This window comes from Methylibium rhizosphaerae (genome assembly GCF_006386545.1).
GTDB classification, from domain to species: domain Bacteria; phylum Pseudomonadota; class Gammaproteobacteria; order Burkholderiales; family Burkholderiaceae_C; genus Pseudorivibacter; species Pseudorivibacter rhizosphaerae.
Window position 1 is genome coordinate 1 of the sequence record NZ_SWAR01000033.1, and the last position, 25,601, is coordinate 25,601.

A 25,601-nucleotide genomic window follows, 5' to 3' on the forward strand; every position below is an offset into this window, starting at 1 on the left:
AACCGGCGTGCGTCCTCGGCGACAAAGCGGCCGTTGATCGGCCCCCGAATGAACTGTCGCTCGGCCACGAACCGGATGTGCGGATCGATGTCGACGTAGGTGTAGCGATTGCTGGCGTCGCCCACCGACAGTGTGAAGCCTCCCGCGCCGAGGACAAGCACCTGCTTGCCGCTGAGGCCGAGTTCGTCGAGCAGCAACCGCTGCATGCGCTCGATGTAGGGCGAACGCTTCGGCGGCTCGCTCGCATCGAGCAGCGAGGCCTGCTGGTTGTTCACCAGGAACACGCGCGCGGGGTCCGTATAGCCCGGGCCCAGCGGGCGAGGGGCCGCCAATGTTCCAGGCGACGAGGGCGGCCGACGCCATCGCCGCCGTCGCAGCGCTTGCCGATCGCGCGCTGACCGATGCTTGGATCCCCGCTGCTAGGCACAGGGCTGCGCAGCACAGCGCCACGGCGGCCGACACGCCGGCAAGCTGCATCACGCCGAGCGAGATGACCAGCGCCCCGAGCACCGAGCCGGCCGTCGACGCGGTCAGCGCGACCGCGCTGGCGGCGCCGGCGCGCTCGTGCTCGACCAGGTTGGCCATCAGCGGCACGGTCTGCGCGAGAAGACACGCCGGCGGGCACACGACGACGGTGACGAAGACGATGAATGCCAGCCCGGAGTTCGGGACCGCCGCAAACAAGACCTGCACGAAAGAGGTCGACAAGCCAACCCCCGCGAGGCCGGCGGCGATCAGGAAGTTAGCCTGCACACGGGCCGCGTAGCCGCTCTTGATGCGGCCACCAGTCCAGTAGCCGAGCGTGAGCGCGAGCAGGAACAGGGCAATGGTCGGAGCGGTGACCGTGATCGCGCTGCCCAGGTGCGGCACGAGCCGACGCAGTGCGATCACCTCGATGCCCAGCGACGCGAAGCCCTCGACGAAGACGAGGAACATGAGCAGGCGCGCGCTCATGTCGCCGCCGTCGTGTACGCAGCCGCCGCCCGCGGCCCATGATGGATCGCACGCGGCAGCGGCGGCGGCTCCTGCTGCGTCCGCATGTCCCAGATCCATCCCGCTGCCCGCCTGGCGAGGGCCTGTTGCTTCAGCGCGCGGTCCCTGTCGATCATGAACGGCGTGACGATGTCCAGTGGGGTTTCCGCGTCGCCGGTGTCGAGCAGCACTGCGTTCGGAAACGTCGCGCCCTGCTTCGATTCGAAGCGCAGCGGCTTGAGGAAACACCGCTCCTGGCGCACCAGTTCGTCGATCAGCAGTTGTTCGTACGGATGGTCGAGCGGGATCCAGGTGGACGACAGCATCACGAGCGTCGCCGTATCGACGAAGTACACGCCCTCGCGCTTGGCGTAGATCAGGCCGCAGAAGAGGAAGCGCAGTCGCCACGGGTCGGCTTGTCCCGCCTGCTCGGCCGAGCGCTGGTGGGCCCAGGCCTCATACTCGCACTCGAACACCTTCTTGAAGCGCTCGCCGGCCTTGCGTTCCATGTACAGCGGGCAGTCGGGCATGTGGCGCAGCACGATGCGGTGGTCGATGTTGGTGGCACAGAACTCCTTGAGCTCGCTCATCACGAGCATCAGCTTGAACTGCACGTCCTCGCCGGGCGACAGCAACACGGCCATGGCCCGGGCGCGTCGCTTGGAGATTGCCGCGGCGTCATCGAGCGAGAACGGCTCGGGGATCAGCAGGAAGTCGGCGAGCCGAACGCCCTTGGTCTCGATCTCGTGAGCTGCGGCCAGCAGGTGCTTGCGCACGACGTACCACGTGCGCTTGCCCTGCATGCGCGGGTACCAGCGGTTGAAGCCGCCGCGTTGCAACAGCAGGTGGGCCAGGCCGCGAAGACCGAGGCGACGGCGACGGGCGGCCACCTCGGTACGCACGGCACCGGGCTCGCCGGGGACCACGGGCCGGCCGATGCGTCGCGTCAGCGGGAACTCGAGCCGAACTTCGACCCGGTCGGGCGCGCGCTCGATGACGGCTTCGCCCAACACCTCGCCGAGCCCGGATTGACCGGGGGGCGGCTCGTACGACGCACAGGTGGGGTGGTGTCGATGCCCCGTGTCCGGAAGCCGCTTGACGAAGAACTGCTGGTAGTGCGCGATGTACATGGGCACGCCGCCGTGCCGGCACAGGCAAAGTGGCTTCGCGGCGCCGGCGTAGGCCCGTTCGAGCGCCTGCTGCCAGCCGGCGTCGCTCGGCCGCAGCTGCACGCCATCGACCAGATACTGGGGGCCTTGATCGTCCATCTGCGCTCCCGTTGCCGCCGCCGCTCGCCGCAGCGCACGACGCTTGCGCGACGGCGGCCCCATCTTGTGGTTCGGCGGCTGCCCCGATCCAGCCGGAACGGGGTTCATCGAGCCGGCGGTTCCGGTCGGTGGACCTTCGAGCCCATCGCAGGCGGACTCACCGCGTCCTGTCGAACGCTTGCCAAGAGGATCGGACCCGCCAGACACGTCCGCACGGACGCCTGGACTGACGGCGGAACAGCCTGCGGCGCACATGGTCCTGCACGATTCGCCAGAGGGCAGAGGGCGCTTCAATCCCCGACGCGCAACAGAACCGGGCCTAAATCGGGCGCAGAACCAGCCTTGACGGGGAGCAACGAACCCAGAGACCATTCCCGCGTCTGCGTGTCCACACGCAGACTGGGATGCTGCACCTCCTGGGCCTCTGCTGGCCGCAGCCGGACGCGGACGTTAACCGCACGGATCGTGAGCGCATTTCAGATGAGCATGGGCGATCTCGCTGGCGGGATCAGGCCCCGCATCGGAGGCACCGCCAAGAGCGTCAGCGCCTGCCAGACGCTAGAGCAAAGGTTTGCTCGGAGCGCGCGCGTCAGCGACATCGGGCCTGTCCGCAACCCGTTCGAGCCCCCTTTGCGCCATGGCCACTTGCTGCCTGTGGCCGCGCGCTCAGCCGCCGAGCCTCCGCTCTGCCAGGACAAGGATTCACCATGCCACCAATCGATCGCACGCCTCACGTATGCCGGCGCATTTGCCCCGCCATGTTCACAGACACCCCGCGCAGCTGCAGACGACGTCTGTACCTGCTGCCACCGCTCGGACAATGCTGAGCGCAAGCGCGTACCGCGAAATGGATACGCCTTCGCCGCCGCCTGGCCCCGAGGGGGAAGCGCCCGCATGGCCAATTCCTGCCATGCTCACACCGGCCGAGCTGGCCGCCCACCTTCGCGTCAGCGAGCGCACCGTGGCTCGCATGGTCAGCGACGGTTGTCCGAGCCTCCTGGTCGGCTCGCGCCGCCGTTTCGACGTCGCTGCCGTGACTGCGTGGGCCTTTGACAGAGCACGCACATGCCCATCCGAAAGGATCCCGACGGACGCTGGCACGCGGAGGTCTGCGTCGGCCGTCGACGATTACATCGACGCCTTCCAGCAGGTACGTCTGCGAGTGAAGCCAAGAAACTCGAGGCCGAGCTAAGGCGTGCGCTCGAGGCAGCCAAGGGCAAGCGTGCTGCTGTGGTGCCCGGCGATCCGCTGCTGACCGAACTGATGGCTGACTACACGGAGCGGCATGCCGCCACGCTTCGCAGCCCCCAGACGGCCAAGTTTCATGCGTACCGGCTCGGACCGTGGATCGACGGCCGGCACGCATCCGAAGCGCGGCAGGTCGCCGCCGAGTTGCGCGACGACCTGCTGCAGGCTTACGCGCCAGCCACCGTCAATCGCAGCCTGAGTGCGCTGAAAAAGGCGCTTCACATGGCATGGGAGAAGGGACGCACCGGCGAGCTGGACTACAGCACGCACGTCAGGCGTATCGCCGAGAACAACCAGCGCACTCTTTATCTGTCGATGTCGCAAGTGAAAGCCATTGCCGATCATGCGAGCGAGCAGGTACGCACCGCGATTTGGGTGGCGCTGCTCACGGGCTGCCGGCGCGGTGAGGTGTGCAAGATCGCGGCCCAGGACATTGGCCGGCGCACAGTCCGCATCCAGGCCGGCAACACGAAGACGCTGCGCTATCGCGAGGTGCCCATCGTGCCCGCGCTACGCCCCTGGCTAGACAAGTTGCCGTTGACGATCAACTTCGAGGGCCTGAAAAGCGGCTTTCGACGCGCGCGCGAAGCGGCCGGCATGCCGCAAGTGCACTTCCACGACCTGCGTCACTCCTGTGCCACCATCCTGCTGCAGTTGGGCGTCGAGCTGTGTGTCGTGCGAGAGATCCTCGGCCACACCTCGGTGAAAACGACCGAGCGCTACGCCCACGTGATGGTCAAGCCGCAGCGCGACGCGTTGGCCAAGCTGGGCGACCTCGCCACGCGGACACTCAAGCGCGGTGCCACGTCGCGGCGCTCGCGAACATGAACTCGCGCTGCCCGCTGCGCTACCACCGGGGGGCGCAGTCCGTCGCACCGCCCGCATTGGCTGACGCGACTCGAAACCGCCAGTACGCATCAAGCCCGTTCGGGCCCAGAGAGCAGTGCCTGGATTTACACCAGAATTTACACCGGGAACAAAAAGCGGCCCCTGAGGGCCGCTGCAAGTGCTTGATTTTATTGGTGGGCGGTGCAGGGTTCGAACCTGCGACCCCTGCCGTGTGAAGGCAGTGCTCTACCGCTGAGCTAACCGCCCGATTCCTTGAAACCGGGGCCTTTCGGCTGCAACTTTTGGCTGCTGCCGAAAGCGAAGACCGCGATTATGCCACAAGTGCTCGCCAGATCGTCTTTCCGTTGCTCGCCTTGTCGAGGTCGGCCAACAGGGCCTCGTGTTGCGTGCGTTCTTCCTCGCTCAGCACCAGCACAGGCAGCGTGAACTGCGTGAGGTCGACGAGCGGCACGTCAATGCTCTGCTCGGAGGAGCTCGACTCCGCCACGTCGATGACCAGCGTGTTCTGGCCGCGCGTCATGCGGATGTAGACCTCGGCCAGCAGGCCTGCGTCGAGCAGGGCGCCGTGCAGCGTGCGGCTCGCGTTGTCGACCTCAAGGCGCTTGCACAGCGCGTCGAGCGAGTTCGACTTGCCCGGGAACATCTCGCGCGCCATGAGCAGGCTGTCGGTCACCTGCCCTACATGCTCCGCGAACCTGGGCCGGCCGATGCGGCGCAGTTCCTCGTTCATGAAGCCGACGTCGAAGCCGGCGTTGTGGATGATGATCTCGGCGCCCGCGAGGTACTCCATCAGCTCGTCGGCGATGGCCGAGAACAGCGGCTTGTCGGCCAGGAATTCATCGGTCAGGCCGTGGATCTTGACCGCGTCTTCGCTGTTGGCCCGCTCGGGGTTGAGATAGAAGTGCTTGTTGTTGCCGGTGAGCCGGCGGTTGACCATCTCGACACAGCCGATTTCGATGATGCGGTCGCCGGATTCGGGGCTCAGGCCGGTGGTTTCGGTATCCAGGAAGATCTGGCGAGTCATGCGGCTCAGTGGTTCTCTTTGGCGTGATTGATCGAGTATCGCGGGATCTCGACCACGAGATCCTTCTGCGCCACGATGGCCTGGCAGCTCAGGCGCGAGTTGGGCTCCAGCCCCCAGGCGCGGTCGAGCAGATCTTCTTCGCTTTCGTCCATCTCGCCCAATGAGTTGAAACCCTCGCGCACGACGACGTGGCAGGTGGTGCAGGCGCAGCTCATCTCGCAGGCATGTTCGATCTCGATGCCGTTTTCGAGCAGCGCCTCGCAGATCGACGTGCCGGGCTGCGCCTCGATCGTCTTGCCCTCGGGGCAGTATTCCTGGTGGGGCAGGATCTTGATGATGGTCATTTCGTTCAAACCTCTTCGACGCTGCGGCCCGACAGCGCCTGGCGGATGCCGCGATTCATGCGTTCGGCCGCAAAGGGCTCGGTGCCCTTCGCCAGCGCCTCGATGGCGGCGTCGATGGCATGGTGGTCTTCGCCCCGGGCTGCTTCCAGTACGCCAGTGATCAGCACCTCGACGGCAGCGCGCTCGGCCTCGCTGAGCAGGTCGCCATCGGCGGCGAGTGCCGACCGGGTGGCCAGCACCATGCGCTCGGCCTCGACACGCGACTCGCGCAGCGCACGGTCCTTCATGTCGCCCTCGGCCGTGCGGAAGCCCTCCTGCAGCATGGTGGCGATCTGGTCGTCGGTGAGCCCGTAGCTGGGCTTCACCGTGATGGCTGCCTCCACGCCGGAGGTGAGCTCGCGGGCCGATACGCTCAGCAGCCCGTCGGCATCGACCTGGAAGCTCACGCGGATGCGCGCGGCGCCGGCCACCATCGGCGGGATGCCGCGCAGCTCGAAGCGCGCCAGCGAGCGGCAATGCTCGACCTGTTCGCGCTCGCCTTGCACCACGTGGACCGCCAGGGCTGTCTGGCCGTCCTTGAAGGTGGTGAAGTCCTGTGCGCGCGCTGTGGGGATGGTGGAGTTGCGCGGGACGATGCGCTCGACCAGCCCGCCCATCGTTTCGAGGCCGAGCGACAGCGGGATCACGTCGAGCAGCAGGATCTCGCCGTTCTGCGCGTTGCCTGCGAGCTGGTTGGCCTGGATGGCCGCGCCCAGCGCGACCACCTCGTCGGGGTTGAGGTTGACCAGCGGCGCGCGACCGAAGTGCCGGGCCACAGCCTCGCGAACCTGCGGCATGCGGGTCGAACCGCCGACCAGCACGACGCCCTGCACGTCGTCCTTGGTGACCTTGGCATCACGCAGCACCTTGCGCACGGCCGCGAGGGTGCGCTCGGTCAGGGTCCTGGTCAGCTCTTCGAAATGGCTTCGGGTGAGGTTGAGGTCGATCGAGCCTGCGCTCAGGCCGGCATGAAGCGGGGCTTCGGCCTGGTCGGTCAGCGCCTCCTTGGTCCGGCGCGCTGCCACCAGCAGGGCACGCTTGTCCTGCGGCGTGGCCGCATGCACGCCCGACTCGCTCGCGGCCCAGTCGGCGATCGCATGGTCGTAGTCGTCGCCGCCCAGGGCCGAATCGCCCCCGGTGGCCACCACCTCGAACACACCGCGTGTGAGCCGCAGCAGCGAAATGTCGAAGGTGCCGCCGCCCAGGTCGTACACGGCGTACAGGCCTTCGGAACCGTTCTCCAGGCCGTAGGCAATGGCAGCAGCGGTGGGCTCGTTGATCAGGCGCAGCACGTTCAGGCCGGCCAGCCTGGCAGCGTCTTTCGTGGCCTGGCGCTGCGCCTCGTCGAAGTAGGCCGGCACCGTGATCACGACGCCGAACACGTCGTCGTTGAAGCTGTCTTCGGCCCGCTGGCGCAGGGCGGCCAGGATCTCGGCCGACACCTCCACCGGCGACTTCACACCTTCGCGCGTTGCCAGGCTCACCATGCCGGGGGCTTGGACGAACTCATAGGGCAGCTTGCCGCGCTCGGCGATGTCGGCGAGGCCGCGTCCCATGAAGCGCTTCACCGACACGATGGTGTTCTGCGGATCGTTGGCCTGCTCGGCCAGCGCATCGAAGCCGATCTGCCGGCGACCGCCGGGCAGATAGCGCACGGCAGAAGGCAGGATCACGCGGCCTTCGGCATCGGGCAGGCATTCGGGCACGCCGTGCCGCACCGCGGCCACGAGCGAATGGGTGGTGCCCAGGTCGATGCCCACCGCGATGCGGCGCTGGTGGGGGTCAGGCGATTGCCCGGGTTCTGAAATCTGCAGGAGGGCCATGGTGTTGTGCTGTGCGGCCTGTCATTGTCCTAGTGCGTCCAGGCGCTGCTCCACGTCGTGGGCAAAGCGCTCGACGAACATGAGGGCTCTCACTTGTTGAGCGGCGGCGTGCCAGTCCTTCTGGTCGTCCAGTGTGGTGGCAAGCTGCCCGAGCATCTGCTTTCGCGCGGCCATCACCTCGTCATGCAGCGCGCCGAGCTCCGGTTCGCCACGCGCCTCTTCGAGCGCCTCGCGCCAGGCCATCTGCTGCATCAGGAAGTTCGCCGGCATCGCCGTGTTCTTCTCGGCCTGCAGCGGCACGCCGTTCAGCTCACAGAGATAGGCCGCGCGCTTGAGCGGGTCCTTCAGCCGCTGATAGGCCTCATTCACCCGCACGGCCCATTGCATGGCCACCCGCTGCGCCGCGGTGCCCTGGGCAGCGAAACGGTCGGGGTGCACCTCGGCCTGCAGCGCCTTCCAGCGCGCGTCGAGTTCGGCGCGCTCCTGCTCGAAGCGCGGCGCTACGCCGAAGAGCTCGAAGTCGTTGGCATCCAGCTTCATGTCGATCAACAAAAAGGCGCGGCGTAGGCCGCGCCTCGTTTACTGCCCAGGCTGCGTCATACCCTGAACGACTCGCCGCAACCGCAACGATCCTTCTCGTTCGGGTTGTTGAACTTGAAGCCTTCGTTCAGGCCCTCGCGCACGAAGTCGAGCTGCGTGCCCTCGAGATACGGCAGGCTCTTCGGATCGACGAGCACCTTGACGCCATGGCCTTCGAAGACGATGTCTTCAGGGGCCACCTCGTCGGCGTACTCGATCTTGTAGGCCATGCCGGAACAGCCGGTGGTCTTGACGCCCAGGCGCACGCCCACGCCCTTGCCACGCTTGGAGAGATAGCGCGTGACATGGCGGGCGGCGGCCTCGGTCAGCGTGACTGCCATCATCGGCTGCCCTACTTTGCCGTCGCAGCCTCGGCGGCTGCGCCGTGCCTGGCCTTGTAGTCGCTCACGGCGGCCTTGATCGCGTCTTCGGCAAGGATCGAGCAATGGATCTTCACCGGCGGCAGCGCCAGCTCTTCGGCGATCTGCGTGTTCTTGATGGTGGCGGCCTGGTCCAGCGTCTTGCCCTTCACCCATTCGGTGACGAGCGAGCTCGAGGCAATGGCAGAGCCGCAGCCGTAGGTCTTGAAGCGCGCGTCCTCGATCACGCCGGTGGCCGGGTTCACCTTGATCTGCAGCTTCATCACGTCGCCGCAGGCCGGTGCGCCCACCATGCCGGTGCCGATGCCTTCTTCGGTCTTGTCGAAGGAGCCGACGTTGCGGGGGTTTTCGTAGTGGTCGATGACCTTGTTGCTGTATGACATGGTTTTCTCCTACTGCTGGCGTTCCTCAGTGGGCAGTCCACTGGATCGCGCTGATGTCGACGCCGTCCTTGAACATCTCCCACAGCGGCGAGAGCTCGCGCAGCTTGGCCACACGGTCTTTCAGCGTGGCCACTGCGTAGTCGATCTCTTCCTCGGTGGTGAACCGGCCGATGGTCATGCGCAAGGACGAATGCGCCAGTTCGTCGCTGCGGCCGAGGGCGCGCAGCACGTAGCTGGGCTCGAGGCTGGCCGAGGTGCAGGCGGACCCCGACGACACCGCGATGCCCTTGATGCCCATGATCAGCGACTCGCCCTCGACGTAGTTGAACGAGGCGTTGACGTTGTGCGGCACGCGCTTCTCGAGATGGCCGTTGATGAACACCTGCTCGATGTCGGCAATGCCGGCCAGCAGCCTGCGCTGCAGCATGCGGATGCGCTCCAGCTCGGTGCCCATTTCCTCGCGTGCGATGCGGAAGGCCTCGCCCATGCCGACGATCTGGTGCGTGGGCAGGGTGCCTGAGCGCATGCCGCGCTCGTGGCCGCCGCCATGCATCTGCGCCTCGAGGCGCACGCGCGGCTTGCGGCGCACATACAGCGCGCCGATGCCCTTGGGACCGTAGGTCTTGTGCGAGGCGAGGCTCATGAGGTCGACCGGCAGGCTGGCCAGGTCGATCTGCACCTTGCCGGTGGCCTGTGCCGCATCGACGTGGAACACGATGCCGCGCTCACGGCAGATGGCGCCGATGGCGGGGATGTCCTGGACGACGCCGATCTCGTTGTTGACGAACATCACCGACACCAGGATGGTGTCGGGCCGCAGCGCGGTCTTGAACTTCTCCAGGTCGAGCAGCCCGTCTTCCTGCACCTCGAGGTAGGTCACCTCGAAGCCCTGTCGCTCCAGCTCGCGCATCGTGTCGAGCACGGCCTTGTGCTCGGTCTTCACGGTGACGAGGTGCTTGCCGCGCGACTTGTAGAACTGCGCGGCGCCCTTGAGGGCAAGGTTGTTGGACTCGGTGGCGCCGGAGGTCCAGACGATCTCGCGCGGGTCCGCGCCGATCAGTTCGGCCACCTGCACGCGGGCCTTCTCGACGGCCTCTTCGGCTTCCCAGCCCCAGGCGTGGCTGCGCGACGCCGGGTTGCCGAAATGCTCGCGCAACCACGGGATCATCGCGTCGACGACGCGAGGGTCCACCGGCGTCGTGGCGCCGTAGTCCATATAGATCGGGAAATGCGGGGTCATGTCCATTTGCTGGCTCGTGGGCGCCGCCTCCGGCGCCGGCTGGCGTGAAGCGGGTTACTTGGTGAAGGCGTTGCCCAGAGCGAACACCGAGTTCGGCGCGGTGACCTTGATCGGCTTGACCACCGGCTGGCTCGAGATGGCGCGCTTGACCGGCGCCTCCTCGATCGACACGCCCTTGGCGAGCTGGTCATCCACCAGCTTGCGCAGCGAGATGGAATCGAGGTACTCGATCATCTTGGTGTTGAGGCTGGCCCACAGGTCGTGGGTCATGCAGCGGCCGGTGTCGTCGCCCATGCAGTTTTCCTTGCCACCGCAGCCGGTGGCGTCGATGGGCTCATCGACGGCGACGATGATGTCGGCCACGGTGATTTCTTCAGCCTTGCGGCCGAGCGAATAACCCCCACCCGGGCCGCGGGTGCTTTCCACCAGCTCGTGGCGGCGCAGCTTGCCGAACAGCTGCTCCAGGTAGGACAAGGAAATCTGCTGGCGCTGGCTGATGGCCGCCAGCGCGACCGGCCCCGTGTGCTCGCGCAGGGCGAGATCGATCATCGCAGTGACTGCGAACCGGCCTTTTGTAGTGAGACGCATGGCGAAAGCTCCTTGAACCTGTGGCGAAAGCGGCCGGAGAGAGCCCGGCGATGGCTTCACGCCCGGGGAAACCCTCGGGTGATCCCGAGTGATTTACTCAATTATACGTGAAGCCGACTTTTTCGGTCGGTTATGGCTCAGGAAGTTCCGGAGGGTGCCTGCGATAGCTGCTGCGCCAAATGGTTCACGAAGGCATCGCAGGCCTGCTCGACGAGGTCGAGCACCGCATCGAAGCCTGCCGGACCGCCGTAGTAGGGGTCGGGCACCACCGGCGCCCCGCCGGGCGCATAGGCCATCAGCAGGCGAAGCTTGGCCTGGTGCTGGGGCGGGCAGGCATCGCGCAGCCATTCCAGGTTGGCCTCGTCCATGGCGAGGATGTAGTCGTAGCGCTCGAAGTGCAGCGACTCGACCCTCTGAGCCCGCTGGGCCGACAGGTCGTAGCCGCGTCTCGCGGCATGCGCCTGGCTGCGGCGGTCGGGCGGGGAGCCGGCGTGGTAGTCACCATGGGTGCCAGCCGAGGCGACGTGCACCCGGCCGTCCAGTCCGGCGGCGCGCAGCTTGTGGCGCAGCACGCCTTCCGCCGTGGGCGAGCGGCAGATGTTGCCCATGCACACCATCAGGACGCCCAGCCTCTTCTCACCTGCTTCCACGAACGACAGCCTTGCAGTACTTCATGGGCCCGGATTGTCGGCCGGATCAGAACTTCGCCACCAGGTTGAGGAACGCTCCGCGGTGCGTATAGCTCAGGTTCGTGAGATCGTCCGAGAAGTCGGTGAAGTTCCAGCCGCCGCCGAGCTTGATGTGGTCGCTCAAGGCACGGTAGACGGCCACCAGTGCGCCGCGCCGGGTGTCCTGCGCCTGCTCCACCGACAGCATGCGGCCTTCGATCGCGACGTCCCACAGCCGCACCACGTGCCAGTCGGCTCGCGCGATGTACAGGTTGGCCGTGCTGTCGAAGAACACCGGGTTCACGCGGTCCTGGCTTACCTGCCCCATCCGGCGCGCGTACTTGCCGCCCAGCGACCAGCGCGGCGTCAGGTCGTAGATGGCATCGAACGACACGATGTGGCTTTTCTGGATGTAGGACACCGCGGTGTTCGGCACCAGTTCCTGGCCCGATGACGGCAGGTTGTAGAAGTAGGTGTACTTCGCCAGCGCGTTCAGGCGGTCGTTCTCGACTGGGCGCCAGCCGTAGCCCATCACCGCTTCCGTGTAGCTGCCGCCATAGAACTCGCCCAGCGAGCTGTCGCTCTTCGAATAGTTCAGCTTGCCGATGAAGCGCCAGTCGGGACTGATCTGGTACTTGAGGCTGTTCTTGGTGAGGAAGTTCCTGCGGTTCGAGTAGCTCAGGTCGATCGGAGACTGGACCTGGTCGCGCCGGTATTCGACGAGCGTCGACACCTTGATCGCATCGAACCCGTAGCCGGCCGAGACCGCGAAGCCCGAGCGTTCCATCCTGGCGCCGGTGAGGTTGTCGCGCAGCGTGCCGGCATCGATGTGCGCGCCGAAGTTCCAGCGCTGGTCGGGCTTGTATTCCACGCCGGCCGAATGCAGCAGGCCGGCGGGCACGTCGCCGTGGGTGTACTTCTCCTCGCCGAAGACGGTCGTCGTGTCCGAGTACCGGCTCTTGGCACCCACGCTCACGCTGCCCTTGTTGGCCAGCACGCCGTTGTCGCTGCGCTCGTTCTCCAGCGCGTAGTTCAGGTAGCTGGTGGTCCTGTCGGACAGCAGGTATTCCGTGCCCAACCGTGCGCCGACGCCCAGGTCGCCGCCGGAGAGCTCGCCGCTCACCTTGAAGCGCTCGCTCAGCCGGTAGGCGCCCCCGGCGCCGATGCGGCCGTTGTTCTCGCGGTTGCCGGTGGTCGACGCGGTGTCCTGCACATAACCGTAGGCGGCCCATTGGCCCAGCGAGTCGTAGCCGGCGCGCACCACCACATCGGTGCGGTCGCCCTGCACCTGGGTGGCCGGCACCACCGGCGAATGGTCGGTGCGGCTGTCCTTGCGCACACCCGAACTGAGCTTCCATCGATCGCTCAGCCGGTACTCGGCGTTCACCTCGAGCGCCGAGGTCTCGAGCGACAACGCCTGCTCGCGCTTGTCCAGCTTGGCCTGCAGGCTCACCCGTTCGGTGATGGACGTCCTGACCGACCCGCCCTTCTGGTTCACGTCGGTGAGTGCCATTGCGCCCGGCGCTGCATAGCCGCCCTCGACCGACTGGTGATAGACGGTCACCTGGCCGTTGGCGGCCTGGTGCACGTCCTTCAGGTCGACGCTCGCCTCCACGCGGGTCGCCCCGTGGCGCGCGTCGTCGGCCGCCGGCACCACCGGCGTGACGCCGGTGCTGGTGGTCGGCGTGAAGTTGAAGCCGCCATCGTTGGAACCGTAGGCTGCGGCGCCGGCGCCCTTGGTGGCGCCGGTCTCCACCTTCACCCAGGTGGTCGCGCTCAGCCGCCAGGTCACGTCACCGGCCGCCAGCGTGCTCTCCGCGCCCGGGTCGGTGTTCCTGTTGACGGTCGCCCCCAGCCGCAGGTGGTCGGTCACCCAGTAGTGCAGGCGGGCACCGCTCGACACGTTGTCGAGTTCCTCGAAGCCGGTGGAGTACTCGTAGCGCACCACCAGGTAGGCCTCGTTGCCCGGACTCAAATCGCTGGCGACCAGCAGGTTGTCGCTCGCCACCGGCGACAGCGGCGACGACAGCAGCACGCGCCCCTGCAGGTGGTCGATGGTGTAGTCCTGCACAGGCACCAGGTTCCTCACCGCCACCACGAGGCCCGAGACCTTGTCGCGGATCTCGATGCGCACCCGCTCCGAGCCGGTGAGGATGTCCTGGTGACGCAGGTAGTACAGCGAACCGCCGGTGCCACGGAACTCGTCGCGGCCGGCCACCGTGCCGGGCTGCGCGGCAAAGCCGTCGATCAGCAGGCGCTTCTCGCCGAACGGCGTGGGCGACAGCGGCTCGTAGTGCAGGTTGGCGCCGTACAGCGTGCGGTCCACGTGGGCGAGGCTGTTGTCGGTGTAGCCGATCCTGAAGTTGCCCCACAGGCCGTAATCCGCGCGGCGGCTCAGCTTGACGTAGAACTTGCCGAGGGTGGGCGCAGCCTCCTCCGTGGTGCTGTCGTCGCCGTAGGTCGGGTAGTAGTAGTCGGGGTTGATGCGCCGGAACATCGCATCCGGCGTCTTGTCCATGAAGTTGCTGAACAACTTGTCGAACGGGCCCTCGAGCGTGTCGGCGCTGGCGGTGAGCTTCCACTGGTCGCCGAACTTGCCGCGGGTGAAGAACGCGAAGCGGCCGTCGATCGAGGTGTTGTCGTCGTAGTGCGCGTTGTCGGGCGCCACCAGCCTGGCCGGCCCGCTGGTGGTCGAGCGCGCCAGGGTCACGTCGGCGATGGCCACATGGAACCAGTCGTTCTTGTCGAGGCCGAGGTCGCGCAGGTACATCTCGCCGTTGCCGTCGGCGTCGAGGACCGACACCTCCACCGTGTGCAGGCCCTGCGGCAGGATCTCCTCGACGACGAACTTGTTGTCGTCGGACACGGGCACGTCGCGCCCCGCCACCGACACGCGATGGCCCGGCGGGATGTCGTTGCCGAACACCTTGACGGCGCCGCCGTGCAGCGGAATGTGCTCGACCGCCAGGCGGCTCTCGCCCCATCCGGCGGTGAGCTCGCGCTCGGCATCCATCTCGGCCATGCCGGCCACCTCGGCTGCCAGGCGGTCGATCACCCACAGCGATTGCGCGGCCGTCTCGTTGAACCGGCCGTCCTTGTCGTACACGCGCAGCACGTACTTCAGGTCGCGCCCGGGCGCCGAGTACGACGGCTGGTCGGCACGCCATCGACCGCGGCCTTCCTTGTCGAGCGCCACCACGGCCAGGGGCTCGCCCTGCACCGACTTGTCCTTGTCGAACAGGCGCACCTCGGCACGGTCGATGAACGCGGGGAAGTTCGAATACGCCCGGAACCGCACCTCGTCGTCGACGACGTCGGTGGCGGGGTCGTCCTGGAATCGCACCGACTGCGGCCAGGCGGTCACGTTGAGGCGCGGCTTCACGTCCAGGTTGTCGTACTTGAACTGGATGCTGGCCTTCTCGAGCGCCACGTCGGTGCAACGCTGCACGTCGGGCATGCTCTTGCCCGGGTCGTCCAGCGGCTTGCCGTCCACCGTGATGCGCATCAGGTTGAGCGCGAACGGGTTGGCGACCGCCACGTCGCGCGTGAAGCGGGTGACGTCGAGGCCCTCCAGGTTGTCGACCTCGGCCTGGTCGTCGTAGACCACCTGGGCCTGCACCCGCGACACCTCGGATTCGGTGAAGCCGTTGTTGATGACGTCGGTCGTCTGCACGTAGCCGTGGCCTTCGAACTCAGCCTGGCCGGCCGCCAGGCCGAGCTCTTTCGCCACCGCGTCGCGCAACATGCGGGCGCGCGCGGTCGACAGGCCGATGTCGTCGCCATAGGCGAGCGCCGTGCGGCGATCGAGCCGCTCGGTGGCGGTGGTGCCGATGAAACGCAGGCGCACCCGCGGGCGGTCCTTGATCTCGGCCATCACCCGGGCCAGGTCGGCCGCGTAGTTCGGCGGCAGCACCGCCTTGCCGTTTTCGTAGGCCACCGGCCTGATCGTGACGTTGGGCGACTGGTACACCCGCGTCACCGTCACCGGCTCGGGCGGCTCGGGACACATCTGCGGCTCGGGCGACAGCTCCTTCAGGGCATCGTCGTACCAGAACTCCACCTCCACCCGCCGGTTGGCGGCACGGCCGCTCTCGGTGTCGTTCGGCGCCACCGGACTGGCCGCTCCCTTGCCGTCGCTGTCGATCGCGGCGGCAGGCAGCTTGAGCGCGTCCTGCAGCGCCAGCGCGAGGCGCCGCGCACGGGCCTTCGAGATGCCCACATGGTCGGCGTAGATCCGCTCGTCGCGGCCGGCCAGCGGCGCGTTGTCGGTGTAGCCGATGAACTTGACCACCACGTTGCGCTTGTCGCCCAGGTCGTTGAGCACCTGCAGCAGCTTCTGGCGGTATTCCTCGGTCACTGCCACGCCGTCTTCGCGGTAATGGAACGGCGGGATCAGGTTCTTCACCCGCATGCGCCTGGCATGGCCTTCCTTGTAGCTGATGCGGCACATCTGCTCGACGCGGCACACCTTCACCCGCTTGAGATCCTCCTGCACCACGACCTGCTTGGTGACGAGCTTCTCGTCGACCTCGTCGTACCAGACCTCCACCTCCATGCGCCGGTTCCTTGCACGCCCGGCCTCCGTCGCGTTCGAAGCAACCGGCTGGCGTTCGCCCCGCCCTTCATAGGTGACCGACTCGGGCGGCAGGCCCAGCGCCTTCTGGAAGAACTCCGCCGATACGCCGGCGCGCTCGCGCGACAGGCCGTCGTTGTCGCCATAGCGGATGCGCGTCTCGCCGAAGAGCTGCACGTTGTCGGTGTGGCCCACCAGGTGCAGGCGCACGTTCCTGCGGTCCTTCATGCCGTCGAGGATCCTGCGCACCTTCTCGACGTAATCCTTGGAGATGTCGGCCTTGCCCGAGTCGAAGTAGATCGGCGGCAGCAGGTTCTGCACCTTGATGGTCCGCACGTGCTTCTCGAGCACCTCCTTGTCCTCGGTGCGTTCCTTCACCAGCGGCGGCAGCGTGCTCTCGTCGAGCTTCCACGGGGTCAGCTCGGCATCGGGCGGCAGCTGCTTCTCGACGGCCTGCCCGAGCCCGGGCACCGTCACGACCTTCTGCGTGCCGGGCTGCACCGGCCGGTCTTCGTTCGCGGCCGCCTGGGCCAGCACGGCGCCCGGCATCAGCAGCCAGAGCGCGAGGATGTGGAATGTTCTTCGCATCTGTGTTCTCGACCCGCTCAGCGAGGCGCTCCCGTTCGCCAGAAGACCTCGGTTTCGACGGTCAGGTCGTAGGGGCCGCCCTCACGCTTCCAGGTCATGGCGACCTCGCGCTTGAGAGCTTCGAGGCGCTGCTTGACCAGGCTCTCGCTCTCGTTCTCGGCCAGGTAGGACAGGCGCAGCACGGACGACGCCTTCTTCAGCTCGTCCTGCAGCAGCTTCATGCGCTGCTTCCACTGGATGCGCATCTCGACGGTGCCCGGCTCGAACACGCCGTCGGCGACGTCGAGCTTCACCACGCGGTGGATGGTGGCCCCGAAGTTGAACTTGATCATCTTGCCGCGCGTGGCCCGCTGCACCCGCGGGTTCTCGGTCGTCACCCGGTAGCCGGTGGGCAGCGAGCGATCGTCGAGCTTGATGATGAAGTTGGAGCCGCGGTCCGGGTCGGGCACGACCGCGCAGGTCAGGTGGAAACGGCCATGGGCGTCGGTCGTCACGATGAGTCCGCGGGCCGTCACCAGGCGCACGCCGGCCAGGCCGCGTTCACCGTCGTCCTGGTAGCCGTTCATGTTGGCGTCGTCGAACACCTTGCCGATGACGTCGGAACAGTCGAGCGTGGGGTCGGCCACCACGCGCACCGTCGCCGTGGCTTCACCCGAGGCGGCGGTGGCCAGCTGCGGCGCGAACACCTGCGCCCGGTTGACGTACTGGCCCTCGCTCACGCCCGAGCCCACCACCAGCATCAGCTGGATCACCCGCTTCGCGTTGGTGGCGAGCTGCAGGTTGCTCCAGGTGAGCTGGTTGCCCGCCGCGACAGGCTCCACGCTCTGGCCGTCGATGCGGCCGGACCCGGGCACGTACTTGAAGCCGGCCGGGAAGGTGTCGATCACGCTGAGGCGGGTGAGCGTCACCGGCAGCGTGTTGCTGACGGTGATGGTGTAGGGCACCAGCTGCCCGCGCGTGACGTTCTGCAGCGCCGCCACCTTGGTGATGCTCACCGCATTGCCCAGGCGCGGGTCGATCGCGATGTGGTTGTTGTAGATCTGGCTCGTGCCGGGCATGCCGCCGTTGTTGAGCGTCAGGTTGAGGTAGTGGTTGGTTTCGGGGCTGCCGGCCGGCACGGCCACGCCAGGGGCGAACTCCGAGGGCTGGGATTCGCAGTAGGCCGCGGTCGTCGCCACCGCATCGGCAGCGGTGCCCGGGCAGGCCGGCACCGAGAACGACACCGTGTCGGCATGCGAGACCGGCGGGATGGCGCGCGAAAGCCCAGGCATGTAGGCCGGCGGCGGCGTCACCTGGATGAGATACGCGCCGCCAGCCGGGCAGGACGGGTCGCTGAAGTTGAGGTCGAACTTGTAGTAGCCGCCGGCAGGCGTGACCTGCCCCTGCTGCACCGGGTCGTCGAAGCAGGCCGAGGGCAGCGGCATGGTGCTGCCCGCGCGAACCATCTCGAGCGTGGCGCCCGCCACCGGCGTGCGAACGATGGAGTTGTAGGCCACGCCGTTGGGCTGCAGCGGCAGGTTGAGGTTCTGCAGGTTGCTGCCCGAGGGCGCGACGATGCCGCTGATGGCCTGCATGCCGTTGGTGAAGGCCGAGTCGGCCAGGCCGAGCTTGGCAGTGCGCGCACCGGCGCCCGGTGCGAAGAAGCGCAGCGAGAACTGGTCGGCGTCGGTCGCCGAAGGTGCCAGTCCGTTGATCGCGTACTGGCCGTTGGCGTCGGTGGTCACCGTGCCGATCGGCGCGTTGTTGCGCAGCACCTCCACCGTCCAGCCCTGCAGCGGAGCCTCCGCGGCCCCCGGCTGCTTGTCGAGGTTGGCGTCGTGCCACAGCCGCCCGTTGAGGTTGGCCACGCCGGCGATGGCGCCCACCGCGATGGTCGCGCTGGCCGAGGCCCGCAGCGCGGGCGAGTTCCAGGCCACCTGGGCGGTGTTGGTGATCAGCGTGCCGGCGGGCAGGCCGTTGGCGATGCGCACCCGGAAGCGCAGCATCGCGCTGGCTCCGGGCGCGAGGCTGCCGTAGGCGGCCGCGTAGTCGGCCTGCAGCACTGCCCCGCTTTGGCTCACGCCGGCGGTCGAGCCGTTGAGCGTGGCCGAGCCCGCCACATAGCTGACCCGAGACGCCAGCGGCTGCGTGCCGAGGTTGTCGGTCACCACCACCTGGGTGGCCGCCACCACGCCGGTGTTGGTTACCGTCACCAGGTACTCGAGCTGCGAGCCGGGCAGCGCCGGGCCGCCGCCCACCACGCTCACCGCCTTGGTGATGGCGAGCTGCTGCGCACTGCCCACGATGATGGTGGTCGGCTGGAAGCCGTTGGCGCTGTTGCCGTCGGCATCGGTGAGCTGGCTCGGCAGTTCGGCGCTGGCCACGCTGCCCTGGTTGCTGATGACGGTGCCACCAGGGACGCCGGCATTCACCCGCACGTCGAAGGTCACCACGCCGCTGGCGCGTGGCGCCACCGTGCCGGCGGCCGCGGCGGGCGAGTTCACCGGCAGGCCGGCCGCCAGCGGCGACACGCCGCCGTCGGGCCGCGCCACCGGCGCGCCGTTCAGCGTGACCGTGTCGGCCAAGTAGGCGGTGTTGGCCGGCACCAGGTCGGTCAGCCTCACGCCGGTGGCGGGCAGGCCCGACAGGTTGTCGATGCTGATGGTGTAGCGGATGACGTCCAGCGGGTCGAGCACGCCGTTGCCGTTGACGTCACCCACCAGCGCCACCGTCTTGCGCGCCGAGATGATGGGGAACGGGCCGACGATGTCGCGCGTCGGGTCGTTGGCGGCCGGGGTGCGCGGGTCGTCGGAGGGCACCTCGGTGAAGGCGCCGCTGCCGGTGCCCGAACCGTTGACGAAGCCCTGGTTGCTGATGAGCGTGCCGTCGAGCACGCCGGCGTTGACCACCACCTCGAAGGTGATGGTGGCCACGTTGCCGGCCGCGGCCGAGCTGTCGGCGCGCATCGCGCCCGGCGTCGCGTCTTCCGGCGCGCGGATCTGCAGGCCGGCCTGCAGCGCGGAGGCGCCGCCCACATCCGGCACCGGCGTGCCGTTGAGCGTGGTGCTGCCGGCCACATAGGTGGTGTTGGCAGGCACCAGGTCGCGCAGTGCCACGCCGGTCGCGTTTTCGGTGCCGACGTTCTTGATCGTGAGGGTGTAGCGCAGGCGGTCGCCCGGGCGCAGCACGGCCGCATCGCCGGTCACGTCCAGCGAGACCTTGCGCACCTGCATGAGCGGGCTGGAGGCGATCAGCGTGCGGGTGGGGTCCTCGTCGCCGAGCACGGCCGGGTTGTCGGCGCCGTTGACGTTGGGGTCGTCGCTGTTCACCGTCTGGCTGGTCGCGCTGGCGAGCTGCGCCTGGTTGCGCACCACCGAGCCGCTGGTGATGACGGGTGCGAGGCGCGCCTCGTAGACCACGGCGACCGAGTCGCCGGGCGCCCCGGCGGCGGCGATGTTGATGCCGCGCACGTCCAGTGCACCGGTGCCCCGTGCGCCGCCGCTTGCATTGGTGCTGCTCGTCACCCCTGCCGGCGCGGACACGAGCCGCAGGCTGCCGGGGGCGAACATGGCGGTCGCATTCAGGCGGTCGAGTTCGTCGGTGAGCGTGGCGTTGTTCACCGCCAGCGGGCTCACGTTGCGCAGCGTCACCGTGTAGCGCATCAGGTCGCCAGGGCGTGCGTTGCTGCCCGGGTTCTGGCCGGTGGTGAGGTTCACCACCGTCTTGCGGAACTCCAGCACCGGCGACTCGGTGGTGAGCGCATGCGCGTCCTGGAAGTCGAGCACGCCCGGCGTGCCGTTGGTGAGCGTGTTCCGGGTGGTGTGGATGTAGCCGGCGGTGCCGGCAACCGCGGGGTTGGCGCTGCGCCACTGGGTGGCGCCGGCCACGTTGGTGAGCGTGATGCCGCTCGACGTGCCGGCGTCGAGCGAGGCGTCGTAGCTGACGATCAGGCGCTGCGTCGGCGCGATGGCCGTCGCGGTGCTGTTCAGGTTGATGGTGAGCGTGCAGCCGGGCGCGCCGGCGAAGCTGACCGTGAAATCGCTGCCGTTCACCAGCGGTGCCGACACCGGCGTCACGCCGTCGGCCTGCATCACCCGCGCGGCGATGTTGGCGGGCGCCGCGGCGCACATGCCGCCGGAAGGTGCGGTCGTCACATTGGGCAGCACGTCCGACAGCACCACGTTCCAGGCAGTGCCCGCGCCTGTGTTGTGCACGTCGAGCGTGAAGCGGCCGGGCACGCCCAGGCGCATGGTGGCGGGGCCGCTCTTCTGCAGCGTGAGGCTGGGCGCGACGATGGTGACGGCGCCGCTGGCGCCCGGCGCTCCGGGGGCCTGTGTGCTGCCGTCGTTGTTGATGCTGTTGTAGGTGTAGTTCGCCGTGTTGGTGAATTGCTTGCCGGCGGTGTTGTTGGTGGTGTCGTCGTTGAGCACGAGCACCACGTCGATCACGAGCTGGTCGCCCGCGGGCACGTCGAGGCCGCCGGTGGTGGCGTCGTGCAGCACCAGGCTGGTGGCGGTGCCGGCGTTGGCGAGCGTCGCCCAGGTGCGGGTGTTCGAGGCCAGCCGCGCGCTCGCGCCCAGGTAGCTGAGCGACACGCCGGTGCTGGCCAGGCCGATGTCGTCCTGCACCCGCACGTCGTGCAGCGCGGTGGGCTGCGGCGTGGCCGGCAGCGTGATGCGGTAGGTGAAGGGCTGGCCGATGGCCGCGGTGGTCACGAGGGCTTGCTTGGCCAGCGCCGTGGCCGAGGCGGTGGTGAGCTGCACCGTGGCGACGCCGCTGGCGCCGTAGTCCTTGCGGAAGGCGGCGTTCGCATCCGCGGCATCGAGCGAGTAGTAGTGCTGCACCTGGGCCCGGTTGGCGAGCACCATGCCGGCGCCAAGGCTGGCGTCGGCCTGGGCGCGGTACACCAGGCGCAGCGTTTCGCCGGCCGGAATGGCGTACTGCGCCGGCACACCGGAAACGAAGTTCCAGTCGGCCACGCCGGTCGCGCTGCTGTAGGTGGGCGCCACCGCCGGCAGCACCGTGCCGGCGTTGACGAGGCTGACGCTCACCGTCACCGGCGCCGCGTTGCGCATGCCGACCGGCAGAACGTCCTGCAGCTGCGGGTTGTAGGCAGGCGCATTGCCGGTGTTGCGCAGGTCCACCGTGTAGGTGACCACCTCCCCTGCCGCGAGGACGTTGTCGCCGCCGGCCGGCGCGGCGCTCTTCGACACCGCCAGCACCGGCTGCCGGACGTTGATGTTCGCGCTGGCGGCCCGCGGCGTGGCGGCCACGCCGCCGATCGCGTAGGCGAGCGTCGCGTCGTTTCGCAGCACCTGCGCCGGCGGCAGCTGCGCCAGCGTGTTGACCACCCTGGCGCGGTACTGGATCACGAAGCCGTTGTTGGCCGCGTTGTTGTCGACGGCGTTGCCGATGCTGCCGAAGCTGAAGCGGACGGTATTGCCGCTCACCACCGGCCCGCCGAAGTCGGCATGGGTGAAGGGAGCGGTCGACGAATAGGGGGCGGCGGTGTCGCCGTTGATGCCGACCACCGCATCGAAGGCCATGCCAGCGGGCAGCGTGTCGGTGACGACCACGTTCTCGCTGGTGCCCTCGCGCAGCATGGCGGTGAGGGTGTAGATCACCGTATCGCCCACCCGCAGCGTCGCGTCGGCCGCAGTGCTGGGCGCCGTGGCCCAGCTGTCGGAGGCCACCGTCTTGGTCAGTGCCGTCGGGTCGATGGCGGTGACCGTCGCCGTTGCAGGCCCGGCGCAATACGTGTTGGGGGCGGTCACGCTCGGGCAGCCGGCGCCGTTGCGCTCGCCTGCCACGCCGCCATTGAGCGAGGCCCAGTTGGTGTAGGCCCTGTTGACGATCGGCGTGCCGTTGGCGGCGAGCACGGTGGCCCGATAGGTCAGCACCAGCGTCGCCCCGACCGGCAGGTCGAGCAGGCCGTCGCCGTTTCGCGCGCCCCACACCAGCGCGCCGCCGGGCAGCACGGTGGGCTGCGCCACGAAGCCGCTGACGGCCACGCCGTTGATCGTGGCCGTGGCCGAGCCGGCCACCAGCGACAGGTTGGCCGGCAGCAGGTCCAGCACGTCGGCGTCATAGGCCGGCGAGGTGCCGTTGTTCACCACGCTCACCGTGTACTGCAGCACGTCGCCGGCTGCGGCCGGTGCTGTGGCAGCCTTGCCCGCCGGGGCGGCGTAGCCCACCGTCTTGGTGATGGAGAGGGCCGGCTCGACCACCGTCATCGCGGGCGTGGTCGCACTGCCGCCGATGCCTTGTGTCGCGTTGTCGCCGTTGAGCTTGTTGTAGGTGTACGAGGCGGTGTTGGTGAACGTGAGGCCGTTGCGATTGGTGGCGGTGTTCTGCAGCACCACGGTGACCTCGATCACCGCCTGGCCGCCGGCCGGGATGTCGATGCCGGTGGCCACGTCCTGGATCACGACGTTGGTTGCCGTGCCGGTGTTGGTGAGGCTCCAGCTGCCGCCCGAGACGACGTTCGCGCTCACGAACGCGAGGTTGGCCGCCGACGTTGCCAGGTTGTCGACGATGCGCACGTCGTACAGCGGCACGTCCACCGGCGCGGCGGGCACCGTGATGCGGTACTTGAAGGGCTGGCCGATGGTGGCGCTGGCCTGGGTGTTGGCCTTGGCCAGCGCGCCCGGCGCGTAGACGCGCACCGCGGTGGCGTCGCCCGCGGCGCCCAGCAGCGACGGGCCGTTGACGTAGGGGTTGTCGCTGACGCCGGACCAGGCGACGCCGAACTGATCCGTGCCGGTGAGGCTGGCCTGGTTCAGCACGTTGCTGCCGTTGGCGAGCGCGGAGGCCAGGGTCACGTCGAACTGCACCTGGTACTGCTGGTCCTGCAGCAGCTCGAGCCCTGTGATGCTGACCGAGCCGGTGCCCTTGGCGCCGCCGGTCGGGTTGACGACCAGCGTGGCGCCGGCGGGCAGGTTGCTGCCGGCCAGCGCGAGCGACCCCGGCACGAAGGCGGCGGTCGCATTGAGCGCATCCAGGTCGTCGGTGATGGAGATGTTGCCCAGCCGGGGGAAGGTGAAGTTCTGGATCTGCAGCGTGTAGCGCAGCCGGTCGCCCGGCAGCGCGCCGGTGGCCACCGGCGTGGCGGTGGTCAGGTCGCCCACCGACTTGAGGAAGAAGTAGCCCTGGGTCGTCGAGGTGACGGTGGCGGCGTCCTGGAAATCGAGCACGCCCGGCGTGCCGTCGGTCAGCGTCCGGTTGTACTGGCGGCGGCCGGCGGTGCCCGGCGCGGCGTTGAACCATTGGGTGGCGCCCGCCACGTTGGTGAACGACAGGCCCTGCCCCACGCCGGCGTCGAGCCGTGCCTGGTAGTCGACGATGAGCCGCTGCGTGGGCGCGATCCGCGCCGCGGCCGACAGCATGGTGAGGCTGAGCTGTCCGCTGGCGGCGCTGTAGCTCACGGAGTAGTCGGTGCCGGCGACCAGCACGGCCGACACCGGCGTCGTGCCGTCGGAAGCGTAGACCCGTGCGGTCACCGTGGGCGTCGGGTCGAAGGCCCGCATGCCGGCCGGCAGCACGTCGGTGACGGTGGTGTTCCACGCCTCGCTCGCGCCCGCGTTCTGCACGTTGAGCCTGAACGGCGCGGCAGTGCCGACGTTGAGGTTGGTGAGGGACGTGCTCTTCTGCAGCGTGAGCCCGGGCTCGACGATGGTCATCGGCGCGGACACCCCCGACTGGCCGGGCAGCGGCGCGTAGCTCACGCCGTCGATCACGCGGCCGAACCACCACTTGGCGGTGTTGGTGAACTGCGTGCCCGCCACGTTGGCCGGCACGTTGTCGAGCACCACCGTCATCTGCACCTCGATCTGGGTGCCGGGCGCGATGTTCGTGAGCGCGGGGTTGAAGTCCGACGAGAAGACGATGCGCCGGGTGTTGTCGGACGCCGGGATGCCAAGCGCCGACATCGTGGCCGGCGTGGCGCCGAGCGTGAGCGGCCCGATCGGCGTGCGCGTGCCGCCGTTGACCAGGAAGGCGGTGTTGCCCACATAGGTGGCCGACGCGCCGATCGCCGCGAGGTCGTCGTAGATCGTGGCGTTGGACAGCGAGTTGACCGACGGCTGGAACAGGTAGGTGCCGGTCGCGGGGTCGTACATCACCGGCACCGTGATGGTGTAGGTGAACGGCACGCCGATCGTGGCGGTGGCGCCGGGCGTCTGCTTGCGCACCGCCTCGATCGGGATGAAGAGTTCCTGGCAGGCGTTGTTGTTGCCGGGCGCGTAGTAGGCGCCGTTGGCGAACCAGATCTTGACCTGCGTGTTGGAGCAGGCCATGTTGCCGCTGTAGTACACGTTCTCGAAGATCACGAGACCCGTGGTGCCGTTGGCGAAGTTGATCGTCGACGTGAGCCCCTGGGGCCACTTCGCCGAGATCGGGAAGTTCTTGATGTAGCAGCGGAACTGGTCGGTGGAGTCGATGCTGATCGATGACGGCAGCGTCGCCTGGGTGAGAGCCGGATCGTTGCCGTCGATCACGTAGAAGCCGTTGACCACCGGGTAGTCGCGGCAGAACGCGGTGCCCGCGTGGGCGGCCGAGCCGCCTCCCAGCAGCAGCACCAGGGCGAGCAGGCGCAGGAGCACGAGCCCGGCGCGTTGGATCGACTTTCGAATACTGGTCACGAAACTGGTGTCTGTTGGATTGATCTGATTTGCCGGAGCCCGCTCACCCGGGTCGTTCGGCACTTTCTTGAAATTCGAGAAGACGGCTCATGAATATTCCGACCGGCCACTCGAAATATTCGGGCGCAGCAATATCCCTGCTCGCGCGCCCCACGCAGCAAAATCGGAAATACACAGGATTGGCACCCGCCCTTAAGGCGACAAATGCGCTTGCAATGAATCCATAAGCCCCGTTCCCAACGTTGAACCTGTGTCCGGCGGCGGCCAAGCCACCGGACGCGGCGCCTGCTCCGACGGCAGCCTCCTGCCCCGTCTTGCGCCGGTGCCGCTACGGTGCCGGACCCCCGCCTGGGGACTTGCAACGAGTTGAAAAACCTGGCCGACGCGGCCAAAACGCGCCGTTGTCAGTAAGCGCTA

At 68.1% G+C, this 25,601-nt stretch carries 15 protein-coding genes, 1 tRNA gene and 1 pseudogene; 3 read left to right on the top strand and 14 right to left on the bottom strand.

Annotated elements, in window-relative coordinates:
- On the bottom strand, nt 1–284 hold a 284-nt coding region (locus E8D38_RS20635), incomplete at its 3' end, for a class I SAM-dependent methyltransferase (protein ID WP_219851814.1).
- Nucleotides 285–331: 47 nt separating this feature from the next.
- Between E8D38_RS20635 and E8D38_RS20640 the strand changes: the two genes are divergently transcribed.
- Nucleotides 332–766 (top strand): hypothetical protein, encoded by a 435-nt coding sequence (locus E8D38_RS20640; RefSeq protein WP_140635084.1) that lies wholly within the window; start codon nt 332–334, stop codon nt 764–766.
- A gap of 184 nt (nt 767–950) precedes the next feature.
- Here the strand turns inward: E8D38_RS20640 and E8D38_RS20645 are convergent, their stop codons facing one another.
- Nucleotides 951–2,495: a DUF1173 family protein gene (locus E8D38_RS20645; RefSeq protein WP_181179311.1), complete on the bottom strand. Its 1,545-nt coding sequence runs from the start codon at nt 2,493–2,495 to the stop codon at nt 951–953.
- Nucleotides 2,496–3,150: 655 nt separating this feature from the next.
- Here E8D38_RS20645 and E8D38_RS29640 point away from each other — a divergent pair.
- Both E8D38_RS29640 and E8D38_RS20650 read left to right on the top strand, forming a co-directional pair.
- Nucleotides 3,151–3,276 (top strand): annotated as a pseudogene (locus tag E8D38_RS29640) (helix-turn-helix domain-containing protein); the annotation flags it as partial.
- Nucleotides 3,277–3,305: 29 nt separating this feature from the next.
- Nucleotides 3,306–4,316, top strand: a complete 1,011-nt coding sequence (locus E8D38_RS20650; protein ID WP_140635088.1) for a tyrosine-type recombinase/integrase — start codon at nt 3,306–3,308, stop codon at nt 4,314–4,316.
- Nucleotides 4,317–4,508: 192 nt separating this feature from the next.
- Here the strand turns inward: E8D38_RS20650 and E8D38_RS20655 are convergent.
- The 12 genes from E8D38_RS20655 to E8D38_RS20710 form a co-directional block, all read right to left on the bottom strand.
- A tRNA-Val gene (locus E8D38_RS20655) sits at nt 4,509–4,583 on the bottom strand.
- Between the two features lie 64 nt (nt 4,584–4,647).
- Nucleotides 4,648–5,361, bottom strand: coding sequence for a DNA polymerase III subunit epsilon (gene dnaQ, locus E8D38_RS20660; protein WP_140635090.1), 714 nt, complete (start codon nt 5,359–5,361; stop codon nt 4,648–4,650).
- 5 nt (nt 5,362–5,366) lie between these two features.
- Nucleotides 5,367–5,705, bottom strand: coding sequence for an ISC system 2Fe-2S type ferredoxin (gene fdx / locus E8D38_RS20665; protein WP_140635092.1), 339 nt, complete (start codon nt 5,703–5,705; stop codon nt 5,367–5,369).
- A gap of 5 nt (nt 5,706–5,710) precedes the next feature.
- On the bottom strand, nt 5,711–7,567 hold the full coding sequence (hscA, locus tag E8D38_RS20670; protein WP_140635094.1) for a Fe-S protein assembly chaperone HscA: 1,857 nt from the start codon (nt 7,565–7,567) through the stop codon (nt 5,711–5,713).
- A gap of 21 nt (nt 7,568–7,588) precedes the next feature.
- Nucleotides 7,589–8,107, bottom strand: coding sequence for a Fe-S protein assembly co-chaperone HscB (gene hscB / locus E8D38_RS20675; protein WP_140635096.1), 519 nt, complete (start codon nt 8,105–8,107; stop codon nt 7,589–7,591).
- Nucleotides 8,108–8,163: 56 nt separating this feature from the next.
- Nucleotides 8,164–8,487, bottom strand: coding sequence for an iron-sulfur cluster assembly protein IscA (gene iscA / locus E8D38_RS20680; protein WP_140635098.1), 324 nt, complete (start codon nt 8,485–8,487; stop codon nt 8,164–8,166).
- A gap of 11 nt (nt 8,488–8,498) precedes the next feature.
- The gene (iscU, locus tag E8D38_RS20685; RefSeq protein WP_140635100.1) at nt 8,499–8,909 is read right to left on the bottom strand and encodes a Fe-S cluster assembly scaffold IscU; all 411 of its coding nucleotides are present in this window, start codon (nt 8,907–8,909) and stop codon (nt 8,499–8,501) included.
- Nucleotides 8,910–8,934: 25 nt separating this feature from the next.
- On the bottom strand, nt 8,935–10,155 hold the full coding sequence (locus tag E8D38_RS20690; protein WP_140635102.1) for an IscS subfamily cysteine desulfurase: 1,221 nt from the start codon (nt 10,153–10,155) through the stop codon (nt 8,935–8,937).
- 48 nt (nt 10,156–10,203) lie between these two features.
- Entirely contained in the window at nt 10,204–10,737 is a 534-nt protein-coding gene (iscR, locus tag E8D38_RS20695; RefSeq protein ID WP_140635105.1) for a Fe-S cluster assembly transcriptional regulator IscR, read from the bottom strand.
- Nucleotides 10,738–10,874: 137 nt separating this feature from the next.
- Nucleotides 10,875–11,354: a low molecular weight protein-tyrosine-phosphatase gene (locus tag E8D38_RS20700; RefSeq protein ID WP_281286142.1), complete on the bottom strand. Its 480-nt coding sequence runs from the start codon at nt 11,352–11,354 to the stop codon at nt 10,875–10,877.
- Nucleotides 11,355–11,433: 79 nt separating this feature from the next.
- Entirely contained in the window at nt 11,434–16,566 is a 5,133-nt protein-coding gene (locus tag E8D38_RS20705) for an OmpA family protein (RefSeq protein WP_140635107.1), read from the bottom strand.
- 17 nt (nt 16,567–16,583) lie between these two features.
- Nucleotides 16,584–25,184, bottom strand: coding sequence for an isopeptide-forming domain-containing fimbrial protein (locus E8D38_RS20710; protein WP_140635109.1), 8,601 nt, complete (start codon nt 25,182–25,184; stop codon nt 16,584–16,586).
- Between the last annotated feature and the right edge of the window lie 417 nt (nt 25,185–25,601).